14 protein-coding genes are annotated in these 19,219 nt (G+C 71.8%); 11 read left to right on the top strand and 3 right to left on the bottom strand.

Annotation, left to right across the window (positions count from 1 at the left end; genetic code table 11):
- Positions 1–170 precede the first annotated feature (170 nt).
- The 9 genes from araB to HA073_RS07820 all read left to right on the top strand — a co-directional run bounded on the left by araB (position 171) and on the right by HA073_RS07820 (position 12,438).
- Positions 171–1,844 carry a ribulokinase gene (gene araB, locus HA073_RS07860; protein ID WP_166456019.1) on the top strand — a complete coding sequence of 558 codons (1,674 nt, stop codon included), beginning with the start codon at positions 171–173 and terminating at the stop codon, positions 1,842–1,844.
- Positions 1,841–2,512 carry an L-ribulose-5-phosphate 4-epimerase gene (locus tag HA073_RS07855; RefSeq protein ID WP_043323308.1) on the top strand — a complete coding sequence of 224 codons (672 nt, stop codon included), beginning with the start codon at positions 1,841–1,843 and terminating at the stop codon, positions 2,510–2,512. The genes araB and HA073_RS07855 overlap by 4 nt, the downstream gene beginning before the upstream one ends.
- Positions 2,513–2,608: 96 nt before the next feature.
- On the top strand, positions 2,609–3,604 hold the full coding sequence (locus HA073_RS07850) for an ABC transporter substrate-binding protein (protein WP_043323310.1): 996 nt from the start codon (positions 2,609–2,611) through the stop codon (positions 3,602–3,604).
- Positions 3,605–3,674: 70 nt separating this feature from the next.
- Positions 3,675–5,216: a sugar ABC transporter ATP-binding protein gene (locus HA073_RS07845; protein WP_043323312.1), complete on the top strand. Its 1,542-nt coding sequence runs from the start codon at positions 3,675–3,677 to the stop codon at positions 5,214–5,216.
- On the top strand, positions 5,213–6,283 hold the full coding sequence (locus HA073_RS07840) for an ABC transporter permease (RefSeq protein WP_043323315.1): 1,071 nt from the start codon (positions 5,213–5,215) through the stop codon (positions 6,281–6,283). Before HA073_RS07845 ends, HA073_RS07840 begins: the two co-directional genes overlap by 4 nt.
- Complete coding sequence (gene yjfF, locus HA073_RS07835) at positions 6,280–7,272, top strand: galactofuranose ABC transporter, permease protein YjfF (RefSeq protein ID WP_043323316.1); 993 nt, start codon at positions 6,280–6,282, stop codon at positions 7,270–7,272. The genes HA073_RS07840 and yjfF overlap by 4 nt, the downstream gene beginning before the upstream one ends.
- A 26-nt stretch (positions 7,273–7,298) precedes the next feature.
- Positions 7,299–8,801, top strand: a complete 1,503-nt coding sequence (araA, locus tag HA073_RS07830; protein ID WP_166456018.1) for an L-arabinose isomerase — start codon at positions 7,299–7,301, stop codon at positions 8,799–8,801.
- A 247-nt stretch (positions 8,802–9,048) separates the two neighbouring features.
- Positions 9,049–11,127 (top strand): RICIN domain-containing protein, encoded by a 2,079-nt coding sequence (locus HA073_RS07825; RefSeq protein WP_205796401.1) that lies wholly within the window; start codon positions 9,049–9,051, stop codon positions 11,125–11,127.
- A gap of 321 nt (positions 11,128–11,448) precedes the next feature.
- The gene (locus HA073_RS07820) at positions 11,449–12,438 is read left to right on the top strand and encodes a LacI family DNA-binding transcriptional regulator (protein WP_176722811.1); all 990 of its coding nucleotides are present in this window, start codon (positions 11,449–11,451) and stop codon (positions 12,436–12,438) included.
- 124 nt (positions 12,439–12,562) lie between these two features.
- Here HA073_RS07820 and HA073_RS07815 read toward each other — a convergent pair whose 3' ends face one another.
- From HA073_RS07815 to HA073_RS07805, 3 genes are all read right to left on the bottom strand, one after another.
- Positions 12,563–15,316 carry a beta-L-arabinofuranosidase domain-containing protein gene (locus HA073_RS07815; protein WP_166456017.1) on the bottom strand — a complete coding sequence of 918 codons (2,754 nt, stop codon included), beginning with the start codon at positions 15,314–15,316 and terminating at the stop codon, positions 12,563–12,565.
- 55 nt (positions 15,317–15,371) lie between these two features.
- Complete coding sequence (locus HA073_RS07810; RefSeq protein ID WP_069088442.1) at positions 15,372–16,754, bottom strand: glycoside hydrolase family 43 protein; 1,383 nt, start codon at positions 16,752–16,754, stop codon at positions 15,372–15,374.
- A gap of 182 nt (positions 16,755–16,936) precedes the next feature.
- Complete coding sequence (locus HA073_RS07805; RefSeq protein WP_043323325.1) at positions 16,937–17,149, bottom strand: hypothetical protein; 213 nt, start codon at positions 17,147–17,149, stop codon at positions 16,937–16,939.
- A gap of 166 nt (positions 17,150–17,315) precedes the next feature.
- On the opposite strand from HA073_RS07805, the gene HA073_RS07800 reads away from it, so the two are divergent.
- The gene (locus tag HA073_RS07800) at positions 17,316–18,542 is read left to right on the top strand and encodes a sensor histidine kinase (protein ID WP_166456016.1); all 1,227 of its coding nucleotides are present in this window, start codon (positions 17,316–17,318) and stop codon (positions 18,540–18,542) included.
- On the top strand, positions 18,530–19,186 hold the full coding sequence (locus HA073_RS07795) for a response regulator transcription factor (protein WP_030499160.1): 657 nt from the start codon (positions 18,530–18,532) through the stop codon (positions 19,184–19,186). The genes HA073_RS07800 and HA073_RS07795 overlap by 13 nt, the downstream gene beginning before the upstream one ends.
- Positions 19,187–19,219: the final 33 nt, after the last annotated feature.

Genomic DNA, 19,219 nt, shown 5'->3' with positions numbered 1-19,219 from the left:
CGACCGCGCCGTCGGCGTGGATCTCCCGGCCGGCGGCCGGGCCGGTCCGCGCGGGGCGGAGGACGCCGGTTCCGGGCGCCGCCGCTCGTTACGTAGCTGTTGCCCGGACGTGTCTTGACGGATGTGTATGTGAGCGCTAACACTAACTCCGTGACACGGCGGAGGTGCAAATGAGCGAAGTGGACGCGACCGACCGGTACGTGATCGGGGTCGACTTCGGCACGTTGTCCGGCCGGGCGTTGGTGGTCCGGGTCCGCGACGGCGCTGAACTCGGCACCGCGGTGCACGACTACCGGCACGGGGTCATCGAGACCGCGCTGCCCGACGACGGCCCGGCGTTGCCGCCGGACTGGGCGCTGCAGGACCCCGACGACTACCGCGACGTGCTGCGCCACGCCGTACCGGCAGCGCTCTCGGCGGCCGGTGTGGACCCGGCACTGGTGGTCGGGATCGGCATCGACTTCACCGCCTGCACGGTCCTGCCGACGCTCGCCGACGGCACGCCGCTGTGCGAGATCCCGGAGCTGCGCCACCGGCCGCACGCCTGGGTCAAGCTCTGGAAGCACCACGCCGCGCAGCCGCACGCCGACCGGATCAACGCGCTGGCGCACGAACGCGGCGAGCCGTGGATCGGCCGCTACGGCGGCAAGATCTCGGCGGAGTGGCAGTTCGCCAAGGGGCTGCAGATCCTGGACGAGGACCCGGAGATCTACCGGCGCGCCGATCGTTTCATCGAGGCGGCCGACTGGATCGTCTGGCAGCTGTGCGGCGTCGAGACGCGCAACGTCTGCACCGCCGGCTACAAGGGCATCCGGCAGGACGGCCGGTACCCGTCCCCGGACTACCTGGCCGCGCTCGACCCGGACTTCACCGACTTCGTCACCAAGCTGGACGGTCCGCTGCTGCCGCTGGGCGCGCGGGCCGGCGCGCTCGACGCCCGCGCCGCCGCCTGGACCGGCCTGCCCGAGGGCATCGCGGTCGCGGTCGGCAACGTCGACGCGCACGTCACCGCCGCCGCCGCCCAGGCGCTGCGGCCCGGCCGGCTGGTGGCCATCATGGGCACCTCCACCTGCCACGTGCTCAACGGCACCCACCCGGCCGAGGTGCCGGGCATGTGCGGCGTGGTCGACGGCGGCATCAGCCCCGGCGCCTGGGGCTTCGAGGCCGGGCAGAGCGGCGTGGGGGACATCTTCGGCTGGTTCGTGCGCCACGGCGCCCCGGCCGGATTCGATTCGCACGAGCGGCTCACCGAGGCCGCCGCGGCCCAGCCGGTCGGCGCGCACGGCCTGGTGGCGCTGGACTGGTGGAACGGCAACCGGTCGCTGCTGGTCAACCACGACCTGAGCGGGCTGATTGTCGGGCTGACGCTGGCCACCCGGCCGCCGGACGTCTACCGGGCGCTGCTGGAGGCCACCGCGTACGGCACCCGGATGATCGTCGAGGCGTTCGCGCAGGCCGGAGTGCCGGTCGACGACCTGGTGGTGGCCGGTGGGCTCACCTCCAACCGGCTGCTGATGCAGATCTACGCCGACGTCACGAACCGGCCGCTGAGCATCATCGGCTCCGCCCAGGGGCCGGCGCTCGGCTCGGCCATCCACGCCGCTGTCGCGGCCGGCGAGTACCAGTCGATCCACGAGGCGTCCGCCGCCATGGGCCGGATCGAGGAGGCGGTCTACCGGCCCGTACCGGAGAACGTCCGGGCGTACGACGCGCTCTACGCCGAGTACCGCGCGCTGCACGACCACTTCGGCCGCGGCGCGAACGACGTCATGCTGCGCCTGCGGGCGATCCGCAACGCGGCGGTCGACGCCCGCGCCGCCGCGCCCTTGGAGGTGGTCGGATGAACAGCCAGGTCGCCGAGCTGCGCGAGACGGTGGCCCGCCTGCACCGCGAGCTGACCCGCTACGGGCTGGTGGCCTGGACCGCCGGCAACGTCTCGGCCCGCGTACCCGGTCAGGACCTGATGGTCATCAAGCCCAGCGGCGTCGACTACGACGACCTGACCGCCGAGTCCATGGTGGTCTGCGACCTGAGCGGCACTGTCGTCGACGGCGGCGGCTCGCCGTCCAGCGACACCGCCGCGCACGCCTACGTCTACCGCGCGATGCCCGAGGTCGGCGGCGTGGTGCACACCCACAGCGGCTACGCCACCGCCTGGGCGGCCCGGGGCGAGGCGATCCCGTGCTGGCTGACCGCGCAGGCCGACGAGTTCGGCGGGGAGATCCCGGTCGGGCCGTTCGCGCTGATCGGCGGCGACGACATCGGCAAGGGGATCGTCAGCACGCTGTCCGGGCACCGCTCGCCCGCGGTGCTCATGCGCAACCACGGCGTGTTCACCATCGGCCGGGACGCCCGGGCGGCGGTCAAGGCCGCCGTGATGTGCGAGGACGTCGCCCGCACCGCGCACCTGGCCCGAGCGCTCGGGCAGCCGCTGCCGATCGCGCCGGCCGACATCGACTCGCTCTACGACCGTTACCAGAACGTCTACGGCCAACGCCCGCCGGCGCCCTGACCCCGGACCGGGCGCCGCGCACCCACCCCACCACCACACCCGGACGCACCGGCTCCCCGCCGCGCGTCCGGAACATCCAACCCCGGAGGAGAACCGATGAGTACCAGGAGCACGGCCCGCAGGGTCATCGCCGCGCTCGCCGGCGTGCTGCTCGCCGGCAGCATGGCGGCCTGCGGCAACAGCGACACCGGTGGCGATTCCGGTGACGGCAACGACAAGATCGTCCTGGGTTTCTCCCAGGTGGGCGCCGAGAGCGGCTGGCGCACCGCGAACACCACCTCGATCAAGGAAGCGGCCGCCGAGGCCGGCATCGAGCTGAAGTTCGACGACGCGCAGCAGAAGCAGGAGAATCAGATCAAGGCGATCCGCAACTTCATCCAGCAGAAGGTCGACGTGATCGCCTTCTCGCCGGTGGTGGAGTCGGGCTGGGACACCGTGCTCAAGGAGGCCAAGGACGCGAAGATCCCGGTCATCCTGACCGACCGCGCGGTCGACTCGGCCGACAAGTCGCTCTACAAGACGTTCCTCGGCTCGGACTTCGTCAAGGAGGGCCGCCTCGCCGGCGAGTGGCTGGTGGAGCAGAAGAAGGCGGCGTCCGGCCCGGTCAACATCGTCGAGCTGCAGGGCACGACCGGCTCGGCCCCGGCCAACGACCGGAAGAAGGGCTTCGCCGAGGCGATCGCCGCCAACCCCAACCTGAAGATCGTCGCGTCGCAGTCGGGTGACTTCACCCGGGCCGGCGGCAAGCAGGTCATGGAGCAGTTCCTCAAGGCCAACCCGAAGATCGACGTGCTCTTCGCGCACAACGACGACATGGGCCTGGGCGCGCTCGAGGCGATCAGCGCGGCGGGCAAGACGCCCGGCAAGGACATCACCATCATCACCGTCGACGCGGTGAAGGACGGCATGCAGGCCCTCGCGGACGGCAAGTTCAACTTCATCGCCGAGTGCAGCCCGCTGCTCGGCCCGCAGCTGATGGAGCTGGTCAAGAAGGTCAAGGCCGGCGAGGAGGTCCCCGCCCGGATCGAGACCGAGGAGACCACCTTCACCCAGGAGCAGGCCAAGGAGGCACTGCCCAACCGCAAGTACTGACCCACCCCGGGGGTCGCCGTCGCGAGACGGCGGCCCCCGTGCCACCACCGTCTAGAAGAGGTCCGATGGGATGACGGGTAACCGTCCGGTCCTGACCATGACCGGCATCAGCAAGACCTTCCCCGGGGTCCGCGCGCTGCACGACGTCGACTTTCGGCTGTTCCCGGGCGAGGTCCACGCCCTGATGGGTGAGAACGGCGCCGGCAAGTCCACCCTGATCAAGGTGCTGACCGGCGTCTACGGGACCGATGCGGGCGTCATCACCCTCGACGGCGAGCAGGTCTCGTTCAGCGGGCCGATGCAGGCCGCCGCGGCCGGCGTCAGCACCGTCTACCAGGAGGTCAACCTCTGCACCAACCTGTCGGTGGCGGAGAACGTCTTCATCGGCCGCGAGCCGCGCCGGCTCGGCGCGGTGCGCTGGGGCGAGATGCGCCGGCGGGCCCGCGACCTGCTGGCCCGGCTCGACCTCGACCTCGACGTCTCCGCGCCGCTGGGCACGTACTCGCTCGCGGTGCAGCAGATGGTCGCCATCGCCCGGGCGATCGACGTGCAGGCCCGGGTGCTGATCCTGGACGAGCCGACGTCCAGCCTGGACGCCGGCGAGGTGGCGCAGCTGTTCCGGATCATGCGCCAGCTCCGTGACGAGGGCATCGCGATCCTGTTCGTCACGCACTTCCTCGACCAGGTCTACGGCATCGCGGACCGCATCACGGTGTTGCGCAACGGCACGCTGGTGGGGGAGTACCGCACCGAGGAGCTGCCGCAGTTCAGCCTGGTCGAGAAGATGATCGGGCAGGAGCTGGACGTGCTGGAGCGGCTCGACGAGCAGCAGAAACGCGCCACCGTCGACACCGCGGACGAGGCCCCGCTGGTGGACGCCGACGGGCTGGGCCGGCGTGGCGCGGTCGCCCCGTTCAGCCTGCGCATCCACGCCGGTGAGGTGGTCGGCCTGGCCGGACTGCTCGGCTCCGGCCGTACCGAGGTGGCGCGGCTGATCTTCGGCGCGGACCGGGCCGACCACGGCCAGGTCCGGCTCGACGGCGGCCGGGCGCCGGTGCGCAACCCGATCCAGGCCATCGGCCAGGGCGTCGGCTTCTGCTCGGAGAACCGGCGGGCCGAGGGCATCGTCCCGGAGCTGACGGTCCGGGAGAACATGATCCTGGCGATGCAGGCCGCGCGCGGCTGGCTGCGTCCGATCCCGCGCCGCCGCCAGGACGAGCTGGTCCGCAGGTACGTCGAGGCGCTGAGCATCCGCCCGGCCAACCCGGAACTGCCGGTGCGCAACCTGTCCGGCGGCAATCAGCAGAAGGTGCTGCTGGCCCGCTGGCTCATCACCGAGCCGCGCCTGCTCATCCTGGACGAGCCGACCCGCGGCATCGACGTCGGCGCGAAGGCCGAGATCCAGAAGCTGGTGGTGCAGCTCTCCGACGGCGGCATGGCGGTGCTGTTCATCTCCGCCGAGCTGGAGGAGGTGCTGCGCCTGAGCCATCGGGTCGCGGTCATGCGCGACCGCGAGATGGTCGCCCAGCTCGACAACGACGACACGCTCGACGCCGACCGCGTCATGCGCACCATCGCCAGCGGCACCACGCGGAAGGAGGTGACCCGATGACCGCCGTCGCCGCCCGCCTCCGCCCGCTCACCGGCCACCGCCTGTTCTGGCCGGCGCTGGTGCTCGTGGTGATGCTCGCCGCGAATACCGTCTACCGTCCCGGCTTCCTCGCCGTCGAGGTCAAGAACGGCCACCTGTACGGCACGCCCATCGACATCCTGCGGCTGAGCGCGCCGCTGATCCTGGTCGCGCTCGGGATGACGCTCGTCATCGCCACCGGCGGCATCGACCTGTCCGTCGGGTCGCTCTGCGCCATCAGCGGCGCGATCGCCTGCCTGCACATCAGCGGGGCGGCCGACCAGAACAGCCCGGCCACGGTGGCCACCGCGCTGGCGCTGGCCTTCGGCGCCGCGCTGGTGCTCGGCGCGTGGAACGGCGTGCTCGTGGCGGTCATCGGCATCCAGCCGATCATCGCCACGCTGATCCTCATGGTGGCCGGCCGGGGCATCGCCCAGCTGGTCACCGAGGGGCAGATCATCACGATCAACTCCGGGCCGTACCGGGCGATCGGGCTCGGGCACTTCCTGACGCTGCCGCTGGCCATCCTGATCGCGCTCGCCGCCGCGCTGCTGGTGGCCGCGTTCACCCGGCGTACCGCGCTCGGCCTGATCGTCGAGTCGGTCGGCGGTAACGCCGAGGCCAGCCGGCTGGCCGGCATCCGGTCGCGGCGCATCGTCTTCCTCGTCTACGTGATCAGCGCCGCCTGCGCCGCGCTCGCCGGCTTCATGGTCACCGCGAACGTGTCCAGCGCCGACGGCAACGCCGCCGGCCTGTGGATCGAGCTCGACGCGATCCTGGCGGTCGTGATCGGCGGCACGTCGCTCGCCGGTGGCCGGTTCTCCCTCGGCGGCACCGTCCTCGGCGCGCTGATCATCCAGACCCTGACCACCACTGTGTACGCCATGAACATCTCGCCGCAGACGTCGCTGCTGTTCAAGGCGGTCGTCGTCATCGCCGTCTGCCTCGTGCAGGCCCCGGCGTTCCGCGCCCGGCTGCGCCGGCGGCGGCGCGGGACCGAGCCCGGGCCGGCGGCGCCGCAGCGGGAGAAGGAGCAGGTGCCGGCATGAGCAGCACGTCGTTGACCACCGGCCGCTCCTGGCGGCCCAGCCTGCCCCGGCGGCACGTCCCGGTGCTGGCCACGCTCGCCCTGCTGCTCGTCATGTACGGCATCGGCGTGTCCCAGTACCGCGCGTTCTCCAACATCCAGGTCGTCTTCAACGTCTTCATCGACAACGGCTTCCTGCTCGTGGTCGCGGTCGGCATGACGTTCGTGATCCTCACCGGCGGCATCGACCTGTCCGTCGGCTCGGTGGTCGCGATGACCGCGATGGTGTCGGCGTCGCTGTTGCGCGACGGCCTGCCCGCGGCGCTGGTGCTGGTCATCGCGCTGCTGATCGGCCCGACGCTGGGCTTCCTGATGGGCTGCGCGATCCACTTCTTCGAGATCCAGCCGTTCATCGTCACACTCGCCGGGATGTTCTTCGCCCGCGGCATGTGCACGTTCATCAGCGACTCCTCGATCTCGATCACCGACGGCTTCTGGACGTCGATGTCGCAGCAGCGCATCGGCGACCCGGCCGGCAACTTCGTCTCGATCAGCGTGCTCATCGCGTTCGCGGTGGTGCTGATCGCGGCGTACGTGCTGGCGTACACCCGGTTCGGCCGCAACGTGTACGCGGTCGGCGGCAACGCGCAGTCGGCGCTGCTGATGGGCCTGCCGGTGGCGCGGACCCGGATCGCCGTCTACACGATCAGCGGGCTCTGCTCGGCCATCGGCGGCATCCTGCTGTCGTTCTACACGCTCTCCGGCGCGCCGCTGATCGCCGTCGGGATGGAGCTGGACGTGATCGCGGCTGTGGTGATCGGCGGCACCGTGCTCACCGGCGGTTCCGGGTACGTCTTCGGCACCGTGCTCGGCGTGCTGGTGCTCGGCGTGATCCAGACCCTGATCACGTTCGACGGCAGCCTCAACTCCTGGTGGACCAAGATCGTGATCGGCGGGCTGCTCTTCGCGTTCATCCTCCTCCAGCGCCTCATCGGCATCCGGTTCAAGTGACGGTTCCTAGCGCGGAAGGCAACAACATGGCAACTCACCCCCAGCCCGAGGTCTGGTTCCTCACCGGCAGCCAGGGCCTCTACGGCGAGGACACCCTGCGGCAGGTCGCCGAGCAGTCCCGGCAGATCGCCGCGCGCCTGGACTCCTCGCCGGACATCCCCGTCCGCGTGGTCTGGAAGCCGGTCCTCACCTCCAGCGCGGACATCCTGGCGGTGTGCCGGGACGCGGCCGTGCAGGGCGCGGTCGGGGTGATCGCCTGGATGCACACGTTCTCCCCGGCCAAGATGTGGATCTCCGGGCTGGACGCGCTACGGACGCCGCTGCTGCACCTGCACACGCAGGCGAACGTGGCGCTGCCGTGGGACGAGATCGACATGGACTTCATGAACCTCAACCAGGCCGCCCACGGCGACCGGGAGTTCGGGTTCGTCCAGACCCGGCTCGGGGTGGCCCGCAAGACCGTCGCCGGCCACGTCACCGACCCGCGCGTCGTCGGCCGGGTCGCGGCCTGGGCCCGGGCCGCCGTCGGCTGGTCGGCGCTGCGGACGCTGCGGCTGGCGCGCTTCGGCGACAACATGCGCGACGTCGCGGTCACCGAGGGGGACAAGGTCGAGGCGGAGCTGCGCTTCGGCGTATCGGTGAACACCTACGGCGTCAACGACCTCGTCGCGGCCGTCGACCAGGTGGCGGACGCGCAGGTGGACGACCTGGTCAAGGAGTACGACGACACCTTCCGGGTGGCGCCGGAGCTGCGGCCCGGCGGGGACCGGCACGACTCGCTGCGGTACGCGGCGCGCCAGGAGCTGGGCCTGCGCGCGTTCCTGGAGGCCGGCGGGTTCCGGGCGTTCACCACGAACTTCGAGGACCTCGGCGGGCTGCGCCAGCTTCCCGGGATCGCGGTGCAGCGCCTGATGGCCGACGGCTACGGCTTCGGCGGCGAGGGCGACTGGAAGACCTCGGTGCTGGTGCACACGCTCAAGGCGATGGCCGTCGGGGTGCCGGGCGGCACCTCGTTCATGGAGGACTACACCTACGACCTGACGTTCGGCCAGGAGCTGATCCTCGGCGCGCACATGCTGGAGGTGTGCCCGAGCATCGCCGCCGACGTGCCGAGCGCGGAGGTGCATCCGCTGAGCATCGGCGGGCGGGAGGACCCGGTGCGCCTGGTCTTCGACGCCGCCCCCGGCCCGGCCGTGGTGCTGGGCATGGCGGACATGGGGGAGCGGTTCCGGCTGGTGGTCAACGCGGTGGACGTGGTGCCGCCGCCGCACCCGCTGCGCCGGCTGCCGGTGGCGCGCGCGGTCTGGCGTCCGCAGCCCGACCTGGCCGGCTCGGCGGAGGCGTGGATCACCGCGGGCGCGCCGCACCACACCGTGCTCTCCCAGGCCGTCGGCGTGGAGGAGCTGCGTGACCTGGCGGCGATGGCCCGGACCGAGCTGGTGGTCATCGACGCGGAGACGCGCCCGCACCGCTTCGCCGACGAGCTGCGCTGGAACCAGGCGTACTACCGGCTCGCCCGGGGCTTCTGAACCCCCTCGCCGCCCGCCGCGCCGACCCCGCGTGGCGGGCGGCGTGTTACGCCTTGACGAACGCCATGTTATCGCTCACAGTCGATGGATAGGGTCGCCGGCACCGCTCGCGGGCCGTTCCGGGCGCGATCTGCGCCGCAGTTGCCAGGGATCCGACTCCCGCCTGGGTGGGCATCGCTGTTAGCGATAACGCCGACGTCGTCGGCGCGCGTCGCCGTGCCCGGGCTCCGGTCGACGAAGGAGGATCATGGTGACGGCTCGACTGTCCCGTGGACGTGGACGCCTGTCCCGGCTGCTGGCCGGGGTGGTGGCGCTGCTTGTCGGTGGCGTGGTGGTGGGCGCCGTGCCCGCGCCCGTCTCCGCGGCCACCGTGGACACCAGCGCGTACTACGTGCTGGTGAACCGCAACAGCGGCAAGGCGCTGGACCTGTACAACCAGGCGACGAACGACGGCGCGCGGATCACCCAGTGGACGCGCAACGACGGCGCCTGGCAGCAGTGGCAGTTCGTGGACTCCGGCGGTGGCTACTACCGGCTGCGCTCCCGGCACTCGGGCAAGGTGCTGGACGTGACCGGCGCGTCCACCGCCAACGGGGCCGCGGTGGTCCAGTGGACCGACCACGGCGGCACCAACCAGCAGTTCCGGCTGGCCGACTCCGACAGCGGGTACGTCCGGCTGATCAACCGGAACTCGAACAAGGTGATGGAGGTGCAGAACGCCTCCACCGCCGACGGCGGCAACATCGTCCAGTACGACGACTGGAACGGCGCGAACCAGCAGTGGCAGCTGGTGCGGGTCGGCGGCAACCCGGGTGACCCGGGCACGCCGAGCGGCAACTTCACCAACCCGGCGGTCTGGCAGGACTTCGCCGACGTCGACATCATCCGGGTCGGCGACGTCTACTACATGTCCGCCTCCACCATGCACTACTCGCCCGGCGCGCCGGTGCTGCGCTCCTGGGACCTGGTGAACTGGGAGTTCGCCGGGCACTCGGTGCCGCGGCTGGAGTTCGGCACCAAGTACGACCTGAGCGCCAGCGAGCAGGCGTACGTGGACGGCATCTGGGCGTCGACGCTGAACTACCGGCCGAGCAACCGCACGTTCTACTGGGCCGGGTGCATCGATTTCGCGCAGACCCACATCTACACCGCCACCGCCGTGGACGGCGCGTGGAGCCGCCTCGCCACCATCCCCAACTGCTACTACGACGCCGGCATGCTGATCGACGACAACGACACCATGTACGTCGCGTACGGCAACGGCACGATCAGCGTGGCACAGCTCTCCGCCGACGGGCGCAGCCAGGTGCGGGCGCAGCAGGTCTACCAGACGCCGTCGAGCATCGGCACGCTGGAGGGGGCGCGCTTCTACAAGCGCAACGGCGCGTACTACATCTGGCTGACCCGGCCGGCCAACGGCCAGTACGTGCTGAAGTCCACGAACGGCCCGTTCGGCCCGTACGAGCAGCGGCAGGTGCTGCTGAACCTGCCCGGCCCGATCTCCGGTGGCGGCGTGCCGCACCAGGGCGGGCTGGTGCAGACGCAGACCGGCGCCTGGTACTACATGGCGTTCACCGACGCCTACCCGGGCGGCCGGATGCCGACGCTGGCGCCGATCACCTGGACCTCCGACGGCTGGCCGCAGCTGCAGACCGTCAACGGGGCCTGGGGCGCGAGCTACCCCAACCCGCTGCCGACCCGCCCGGTCAAGCCGCTCACCGGCACCGACACGTTCTCCGGCACCACGCTCGGCCCGCAGTACGAGTGGAACCACAACCCGGACAACAGCAGGTGGTCGGTGAACAACGGCCTGCGCCTGCAGACCGCCACCGTCACGAACGACCTGTACCGGGCCCGCAACACGCTCACCCACCGCATCCAGGGTCCGACCTCGACCGGCACCATCGAGCTGGACTACTCGACCATGCGCGACGGTGACCGGGCCGGCCTGGCGATGCTGCGGGACAGTTCGGCCTGGATCGGCGTACGGCGGGACAACGGCGCGACCCGGGTGGTGATGACAAACGGTCTGACCATGGGCTCGAACTGGAACACCACGAGCACCGGGACGGAGATCGCCAGCGCGGCGGTGTCCGGCGGGCGGATCTGGTTGCGGGCCAACGCCGACATCCGGCCCGGCTCCGGACGGCAGGCGCGGTTCTCCTACAGCACCGACGGGGTGAACTTCGTGTCGCTGGGCAACGCGCTGACGCTCAACAACGCGTGGCAGTTCTTCATGGGCTACCGGTTCGGCTTCTTCAACTACGCCACGCAATCGCTTGGCGGCGCGGTGACGGTGCGGCAGTTCTCGCTGACGACACCGTGACAACGGTCACCATTCGCGGCCGTTGACACATCTTCCATAGCTCGGGGTGCGGCTCCGGCAATCGCCGGAAATGCCGCACCCCGGGCCCAATTCCACCCGCTCCGAGCTGCCTGTTCGTGCCGCTGCGCAACGGAAGGGAATGAGCCGCCTGTCGATTCCGCGATAATCGGCGCGCCACGGTGGGAACGGTCGATCTGCGGTAGCGATACCGATGGGACCGCTGGCGTAGACTGTCGCCACCCGGGACGGTCCGGTCGAGATCGACCGGGTGTGGCCGCCGCGGGCAGTGGCGAAAGTGAGGTGGCCGTGCGCGGTCCTGCGATGACGGACGTGGCTCGCCTCGCCGGGGTTTCGCACCAGACGGTCTCCCGGGTGCTCAACGGGCATCCCAACGTGCGTGAACAGACCCGGCTGCGGGTCCAGGCCGCCATCACCGAGCTCGGCTACCGGCCCAACCGCGCGGCCCGCGCGCTGGTGACCGGCCGTTCCCAGGTGATCGGCGTGGTCGCGCAGAACACCACGCTGTACGGCCCGGCGTCGCTGCTGGCCGCGCTGGAGCAGACCGCCGCCGAGGCGGGTTTCGCGGTGAGCGTCGGCAGCGTCCGCGACCTCGACCACCGTTCCATCTCGGCGGCGGTGGAGCGGCACCTGGCGCACCGGGTGGCCGGCATAGTGGTGATCGCGCCCGTCGAGTCGGCCGGGGAGGCGCTGGAACGGCTGCCCCACGACGTGCCGCTGGTGACAGTCGACGGCGACCCCCGGCGGCCGATCCCGCTGGTCACCGTCGACCAGGTCGCCGGCGCCCGGGCCGCCACCGAGCACCTTCTCGCGGCCGGGCACCGCACCGTCTGGCACGTGTCCGGCCCGTCGGACTGGTTCGACAGCGCCGGCCGGATCGAGGGGTGGCGCGAGGCGTTGCGGCAGGCGGGCGCCGAGGTTCCGCCGCTGGTCCCGGCGGACTGGTCCGCTGCCGCGGGTTACCGGTGCGGGCAGATGCTGGCCCGGATGCCGGAGGTCACCGCGGTCTTCACGGCGAACGACCACCTGGCGCTGGGCGTGCTGCGCGCGCTGCACGAGCACGGCCGCCGCGTACCGGACGACATCAGCGTCGTCGGGTTCGACGACGTGCCCGAGGCGGCGTACTTCATTCCGCCGCTGACCACGGTGCGGCCCGACTTCACGGCGGTGGCCGCGGCGAGCCTGGACCTCCTGCTGGCCCAGATCGAGTCGGAGTCGGCCGGCCCGCTGCGCCAGACCATCGCCCCGACGCTGGTCCCGCGCCGAAGCGTGGGCCCACCCCCCACCCGCTGACCCACCCGGCGTCCCACCCGCCCTCGCCGATCTTGCACTTCGCGCCCGCAGGATGTCCGGTTGGCGAACTTCGCGGGGGCCGAAAGCGCAAGATCGGCGAGCTGGGGCGGCGGGGGTGGGTGGGTCAGAGGAAGCGCCAGCGCTGGTGGGCGGCGCCGGTGTCGTCGGCGAGGACAGCCTGCGCGCCCTGGGCGCCGGAGCCGCCGCTGAGACCGAGGACGCGGCCCCCGTTCGCGCCCTGGATCCGGAACCAGCCGCCGCCGCCGTGCCGCAGCCGCCACCTGTGGTCGGCGGCGCCGTTGTCGGCCCACTGGACGATCCGGGCGCCGGCCGCTGTCGAGGCGCCCTCGACGCCCAGCACCTTGCCGCTGTTGCCGTTGCGTAACCGCAGGTAGCCGCCGGTGTCCACGAGCGCGGTCCAGAGGTGGTCGGCGGTCCCGGTGTCGCCCCACTGGATGACCGGCCCGCCGTCGGCGGTGGACATGTTCTGCACGCCGAGCACCAGCCCGCTGCCGAGGTTCTGGATCCGCCGCGCCCCGTTGGGCAGGAACCGCCACTGGTTGTCGAGGCTGCCGTTGTCCGGGTCCTGCACGGCGAACGCGCCCTGGGCGGTCGAGCCGCCGGAGATGCCGAGCAGCTTGCCGGTGTGCACGTTGCGCAGCTTGTGGCTGCCGTCGCCGACGTCGACGACGGTCCAGAGATGGTCGGCGGTGCCGTTGTCCGCCCACTGCAGGATCCGGGCGCCGTCGGCGGTGGACATGTTCTCCACGCCGAGCACCTTGCCGCTGTTGACGTTGCGCAGCCGTAGCGCCGACCCGTCGACCACGAGCTGCCAGTCGTGGTCGGCGGTGCCGGTGTCACCCCACTGCAGCGCGAGCCCGCCGTCTGCGGTGGACATGTTCTGGATCCCGAGCACCAGCCCGCTCGCCGCGTTCGCCAGCCGGAAACTCGCCTCGCCGCCACCACTGCCCGTGCCGACCCGCCAGTAGACCGTGTAGTTGTGCCCGTGGGCGTCGTAGAACGGGCCGAGGTCGACGGTGGCGCCGTCGGCCCGGGCGGTGAACGCGAGACTGCCCGTGCCGGTACGGGTGACCGAGGCCGGGTCCAGCGTCGGCAGCGCGCTCAGCGTGGTGTTGCCGTAGTTGCCGGAGAGCACCACCGGCCCGTACGTGATCGCCGCCACCGCGGCGTCGTCGTTGGCGGCCACCGTCGCCACCCGCATCGGCAGCCGGACCGTGACCGTGTCGCCGGAGGCCCAGGCGCGGGTCAGGACGGCGTAGCTGCCGGGCGTGGTGGCGATGCCGGCAGCGACGCCGTTGACGCTGACGCTCGCCCCGGCGGCCCACGCCGGGATCCGGATCCGCATCGTCCACGACCCGCTCACCGAGCCGGTGACGGTCAGCGTCGTGGTGTCGCCGACCGGGTACGACGTGGCCTGGGTGACGGTGATGCCGCGCTGGCTCCAGGTGAGCACCGAGGGCATGAACAGGTTGACGGTCAGCGTGGTGCCGTTGTGGAAGTAGATCGCGTCCGCGAGCGTGGTGTTGGTCTCCAGCCCGGTGCCCTGGCAGCACCAGAAGGAGTTGTAGTCGGTGCTCCAGGTGCCGCCGCCCCACGCCGGGCCGACACCGCGCCGCCCGCCCGGGTTGAGCGGGGTGAAGTACGTGACGTGACCGTGCGCGTCGGCCGGGTTCTGCTGGCCGATCATGTGGTTGAGCAGCGCGCGCTCGTAGAAGTCGACGTACGCGACGCGGTCCGGGTCGAGCTGCCACAGCTCCCGGGTCAGCTTGAGCATGTTGTACGTGTTGCACGCCTCGCACGTGTCGTTGCGCAGGTAGCCGGCGATCGCGTTCGGGGCACGGAAGTGCTCGGCCTGGCTGTTGCCGCCGATGGCGTACGTGTGCGCGCCGACGGTGATGGCCCACGCGTTGGTGGCGATGTCCCGGTAGCGGGTGACGCCTGTGGCCTTGTACTCCCGGGCCGCGCCGATCCACTTGGGCACCTGCGTGTTGGCGTGCAGCCCGTTGAGCTGGTCGGAGTTGGCGGCGAGCGGGTTGAACACGGCGGCGTGGTCGAACCGCTGCGCGACGGTGAGCCACCGCCCGTCGCCGGTCTGCTGGTAGAGGTCGGTCAGCACCGCGTTCATGCCGCCGAACTCGGTGCCGAGCATGGCCTGCATCTGGGCCGAGGTGAGCCGGCCGGTGCGCTGGTCGACCCAGCCGGCCAGCGCCAGCAGCACGTCCCGGGCCTGGGTGCTGCCGATCAGCCGCCACACGTCCAGCAGCCCGGCCAGCGTCTTGTGGATGCAGTAGTAGGGGACGTTGCCGTTGCTGAGCGTCCGGGCCTCCAGCGCGGTGAAGTCGGACTCCGGGAAGCCGGACAGGTAGCCGGCGCTGAACCCGGCCGCGCCGTTGTTGGCCTGGCAGCGGGCCAGCTCGGCGACCATGGTGAGCGCCTTGTCCCGGCAGGTGGTGTCGCCGAGCACCGCCCACGCCTGCGCCCAGGCGGTCAGGAAGTGACCCTGCATGTGGGTGCGGAACGGGAAGTTCGGCGCGTCCCAGCCACCGTTGGCGGCGGCGCCGCCGGTGGACAGGCGGTGGTTGGCCCGGAAGTTGTAGAGCAGCCGGTTGACGTCCACGAAGCGCAGGTACGCCACTGTGCGGTTCTCGTTGTCCTGCCACCGGCTCGCGGTCAGCCGGACCTGGCCCGGGTCGAACGCGTACGCGGACACGCCGATGTCGGGGCGGGCCGGTGGCAGCGCGGCGTGCGCCGTACCGCCTGCGGTGACGGACCCGGCGGCGGCGCCGGCGGTCGCCGCGACGGCGGTGGCGCCGGTGGCGCGGAGCAGGAATCGGCGGTTCACCAGGGGAGCGGGCATGGACGGCCTCCGTGGCGGGGGACGGTGGTGGCGGGGACGGTGGTGGTGGGAACGGCTACGCGGTGACCCGGAAGGTGGCGTCCTGCCGGTCGACCGCGGGGGAGCCGGCGCCGAGCGGATCGATGCGCAGCCGGTAGTCGTAGTGCCGCAGGTAACGGGTGGGGTAGTTGTACGAGCGGAACGACGACCAGGTGGCGTCGGCCAGGCCGGCGGTGCGGTGGAAGGTGGCGTCGGCGCGGAACGTGGCGGTGCCGTCGTTCGGGTCCAGCCGGACCGCGTAGTCGTAGTGCCGCAGGTAGTTGCCGGGGTAGTTGACCGACTCGAACGAGACGCCGGCGGCGTCGGCCAGGCCGGGGACCATCCGCCACATCTGGTCCTGGTACGGGTCGAACGGGTACGCGTCTACGCGGGCGATCCGGTCGGCGTGCCGCACGTAGCGGTCGGGGAAGTTCGACGACTTGAGCCGGACCCAGTTCGGCGTGCCCCAGCGGTTGACCAGCCCGGCGTACTCGGCGTCGGTGATGCCGATCATCGAGCCGTGTTTGGAGTTCAGCGGCGGCGTGTAGTCGCGCTGGTTCAGCGGCGTCCACGAGTTGCCGGAGATGGTCGTCGTGGACCAGGCGTAGTAGTCGTTGTTGACCGGGCTGAACGAGTCGCCCCACAGCCGCCAGCCGCCCTCGTTCGTGCGCAGCAGAAGCGGCGCCTCGATCGCGTTGCCCTGCCGCAGCCCGCTGGTGTACGTGGTGAAGCTGTTCGGCGCGGCGGTGGTGGAGCGGGCGCCGTAGAGATATCCGTCGTCGAGGTTCTTGTAGTAGAGGTACGTGGTGCCGCCGTCGACCACCACGTCGCCGTCGAGCACGCCGAAGGCGGGGCTGAAGTAGACCTGCGACGCGCTGACGGTGCGGAAGTCGCTCGTGTAGTTGACGAACAGTACGTCCCGGCCGTTGTTGGCGGAGTAGACGATGGCGTACTGCCCACGGGCGGCGTCCCAGAACGCGGTCGGCGCCCAGGTGTGGGTGTCGAGCGTGTGCATCCGGATGCGCCGGTAGCCGGTGAACGCGGTCAGGTCGGCCGAGTCCCACACGTGCAGGTACTGGCTGGTCAGCCCCCAGTTGGTGCCCTTGAGGTCGGTGGCCAGCACCACGAACGTGCCGTCGGTCCTGCGCAGCACGAACGGGTCGCGCAGGCCGAGCTGCCCGGCGGTCGGGGTGACCACCGGGTTGTTCTGGTTCAGCGGAGTCCAGTTCAGCCCGTCCCGGCTGACGGCCAGGTGCAGGCCGTAGTCGGCGCCGAGGCCGTTCGGCGTCTCGGTGAAGTAGGCCATCGCGTAGGCGGTGTTCGCCGCCGCGAACGCGCCGCGGGGCAGGCTGAGCGCGCCGGAGGCGGCGGCAGCCGCGGACAGGGCGCCGACTGTGAACGCGCGTCGGGTCAGGGGCACGACGGGGGCCTTTCTCTGCGGTGGAGATGACGGCCGCGTTAACGCTAACAATCCCCCTTAGCCTGGCGTTCATATAGCTGACTGTCAATTGATTCGCAGCGCTGACGCGAACGCCGCAGGGCGGGCCGCTCGTTCTCGCGGCCCGCCCTGCGGCGGCTGTCCGGCGCCCGGCCGGCGACGGATCAGCGGTTGCGGTAGTGGTCGACGGCAAGCGTCCCACCGCTCAGCAGCGCCAGCGCGCCGAAGGCGGAACCGGCCCACGGGTTGCCGACGACGCTCGACAGCACCACGTTCGCGGCCACGCTCACGATGAGCACCAGCCAGAGCAGCGGGCGCATCCGGGTAATCGACGACGGGGCGGCGGCGGTCTCGGCGGTACGGTCCAGGTCGTTCACGGCTGCCTCCTCGATGATTTCTGCTACCACCGACAGTAGGGACGGGAGCGGCCGGTAACGATCCCGCCAGCACGACAGTCGTGGTACAGCAGGCTGTACTTTCCGCGCCCGGGCCTGCCGGGCGGCGACAGCGGTGACCTATCGTTTCGCCCGGGGGTGGGCCGGGATGGAGTACGTGCGGAGGCGGTTCCGCGTGGCGGTGGCCGCTCTGGAGCACCTCGTCGGCGGGCTGGGCACCGCAGTGCTGGCCCTGGGCACGCTGCTCGGGACGCTCGTCGTCGCGGCGGCGTGCGTCGGCGGGGTCGGGCTGCTGCTCGTACCCGGACTGCTGCAGGCCGTGCGGTCGGTGGCCGACCGCGAGCGCGCCCGGCTGTCCCGGTGGGGAACGCCGATCCCGGCGCCCGGCCCGGTCCCGGCCGGGGTGCGCGCGGCGCTGCGCGACCCGGTGGTACGGCGGGAGCTGCGCTGGGTGGCCGTCCACGGGACGCTCGGCTTCGGGGCCGGGCTGCTCGCGCTGGTGCTGCCGATCTACGCCGTGCAGGACATCACGTTCCCGCTCTGGTACCGGCTGGTGCCGCCGGAGGCCGGCGCGCCCGGCATCGGCTGGTGGCACATCGACGGGCTCGGCGACGCGCTCGCGGTCGCCGTGCTCGGGGTCGGCTGGCTGCTTCTCGCGGTCTCGACCGGCCCGGCGCTCGCGCGGATCCAGGCCCGGCCGGGCCGGCGGCTGCTGCCCCCGCCGCCCGGGTTCGACCTGTCGCTGCGCGTCGCCGAACTCACCGCCACCCGGGCCGCCGCGCTCGACGCGCACGCGGTGGAGCTGCGCCGGATCGAGCGTTCGCTGCACGACGGCACCCAGAACCGGCTGGTCGCGGTGAACGTGCTGCTCGGCGCCGCCCGGCGGGCGGTGCGCCGCGATCCGGACCGCGCCGACGAGATCCTGGAACGCGCGCAGGACGCGGCCGAGCAGGCGCTCGGCGAGCTGCGTACGGTGGTGCGCGGCATCCTGCCGCCGGTGCTCGGCGACCGGGGACTGGCCGGGGCGCTCGCCGGACTCGCGGCGGAGTGCGCGGTGCCGTGCCGCCTGTCGGTGGACGTCGACGTGCGCTGCGCGGCCTCGGTGGAGGCCACCGCGTACTTCGTGGTGGCCGAGGCGCTCACGAACGTGGTCCGGCACAGCGGGGCGGACGGCGTCGAGGTCGTCGTGCGCCGGGAACGGGACCGGCTGCTGGTGACCATCACCGACGACGGGCGCGGGGACGCCGACGAGACGCGCGGCTCGGGGCTGACCGGCATCCGCCGGCGGGTCGAGGCGTACGACGGGCGGATGACACTGACGAGCCCACCGGGAGGACCGACGAGGATGCACGTGGAGCTGCCATGCGGATCGTGATCGCCGAGGACGACGCGTTGCTGCGTGAAGGGCTGGCGCTGCTGCTGCGCGCCGAGGACCTGGACGTGGTGGCCACCGCCGGCACGCCGGGGGAGTTCCTGACCGCTGTCGACGAGCACCGGCCGGACGTGGCGATCGTCGACGTGCGGATGCCACCCACCCACACCGACGAGGGCATCGTCGCCGCGGTCGAGGCCCGTCGCCGACGTCCCGGCCTCGCGGTGCTGGTCCTGTCGGCGTACGTCGAGCAGGCGTTCGCCACCGAGCTGTTCGCGGTCGGCGCCTCCGGGCTCGGCTACCTGCTCAAGGAGCGGGTGGGCCGGGTCGAGGAGTTCCTCGCCGCGCTGCACCGCGTCGCGGGCGGCGGCAGCGTGATCGACCCCGAGGTGGTCGGGCAACTGCTCGCCCGCAACCGGCGGCCGGACACCGCGCTGGCCGAGCTGTCGCCGCGTGAGCACGAGGTGCTGGCGCTGATGGCCGAAGGGCTGGGCAACGGCGCGATCGCCGAGCGGTTGTTCGTCACCGAGGGCGCTGTGCACAAGCACATCCGCAGCATCTTCGCCAAGCTGAGCCTGCCGCCGGACGACCGCGCCGACCGCCGGGTCACCGCGGTGCTGCGCTACCTCGACGACGGCCGCCGGTAGCGCACACGCACGCGCGCCGCCTCGCGGTGAGGC

Origin of the sequence: Micromonospora sp. CMU55-4 (genome assembly GCF_011602315.1) — a bacterium.
Classification (GTDB): domain Bacteria; phylum Actinomycetota; class Actinomycetes; order Mycobacteriales; family Micromonosporaceae; genus Micromonospora; species Micromonospora chalcea.
The sequence above is the reverse complement of the archived record's forward strand: the minus strand, read 5'-3'. Positions and strand labels throughout refer to the sequence as shown.